General features: G+C 51.1%; 1 protein-coding gene and 2 pseudogenes. 1 reads left to right on the top strand and 2 read right to left on the bottom strand.

The window, feature by feature from the left end; genetic code table 11:
* Positions 1 to 121 (top strand): annotated as a pseudogene (locus tag EXE41_RS18580) (IS630 family transposase); the annotation flags it as partial.
* 143 nt (positions 122 to 264) lie between these two features.
* Here the strand turns inward: EXE41_RS18580 and EXE41_RS18575 are convergent.
* Positions 265 to 501: a hypothetical protein gene (locus EXE41_RS18575; RefSeq protein ID WP_137691792.1), complete on the bottom strand. Its 237-nt coding sequence runs from the start codon at positions 499 to 501 to the stop codon at positions 265 to 267.
* Positions 502 to 755: 254 nt separating this feature from the next.
* Positions 756 to 876: pseudogene (locus EXE41_RS18570) on the bottom strand (IS1595 family transposase); the annotation flags it as partial.

The following is an 876-nucleotide window of genomic DNA, read 5'->3' as shown; positions in this document are numbered from 1 at the left end:
ACAACTTGATCAAGAACTTGGGAACCGTCTGTTTGACACACTCGACGATCTCCGTGAGGCTGCTCTCTCTGCACTCGACCGGGTCGAAATCCCAGATGTGTTTACGTATTTATGTCCGTGAGTATGACTACATCCTCTATATTTCGCACGACGTCCCTCGCTGGTAGCAAATAAGTATGTGGGCCGGCTGGTACGTGAGCCCCCTGTATTGAACAATTCGAGAGGTCAAAGGGAAGTATGCTAACCGCTCTATGACGCCCTGCGTTAGACAAACGCCTGCGTCCGCTCTGCTGTGTGCTTGCTGACGACCTCGTTGACACCCTCGCGATCAAGCATCGCTTTGTGGAGCGCTTCCTCGATTGTTCTCAGCTCGCTTATCTCGTCGGCATCGTCGATTCCTTCCTCCCATGCTTCGCGTTCACCAGGTCGGAAGACTCCACGGTCGTCGAGCGCGGCAACCAGCTCATACAGATCCTCAGAATACGCAGACAACTGCGCCATATCCCATTTTCCATTCTGTATATGGGTTAGGTCTTTCTTTCGGACTCGAATCCGTTCACTGTGATATCAAGTAGAGTTTAGCAGACGATTGGTGAACAGTACGTGAGTGAACTGGTCCCCCAGCTGGGTTGATTCTCTTGATCGAGGGTGTCATAGAACTCTTCTCACACCTCGTTGACTGACCCGTGGATCGCTCAGTACAGGTGAATTACAGAGCGCTAACCACACCATAAAAATCATAAGTTCAATCGCTCTTATGTAGAGCTGCGGAAAGACCCCATAACAAGGCAGTCGATGGTGATATCGACAGATGCGCCTGTGAGATTCAGCGATCTAACGATCCCGAATGTATGAGCGGCCTGCTCCAAGCCTTGC

Origin of the sequence: Halorubrum sp. SD690R, assembly GCF_005435035.1 — an archaeon.
Classification (GTDB): Archaea; Halobacteriota; Halobacteria; order Halobacteriales; family Haloferacaceae; genus Halorubrum; species Halorubrum ezzemoulense.
Note: the sequence above shows the minus strand (reverse complement) of the source record. Positions and strands in the feature narration are given on the sequence as shown.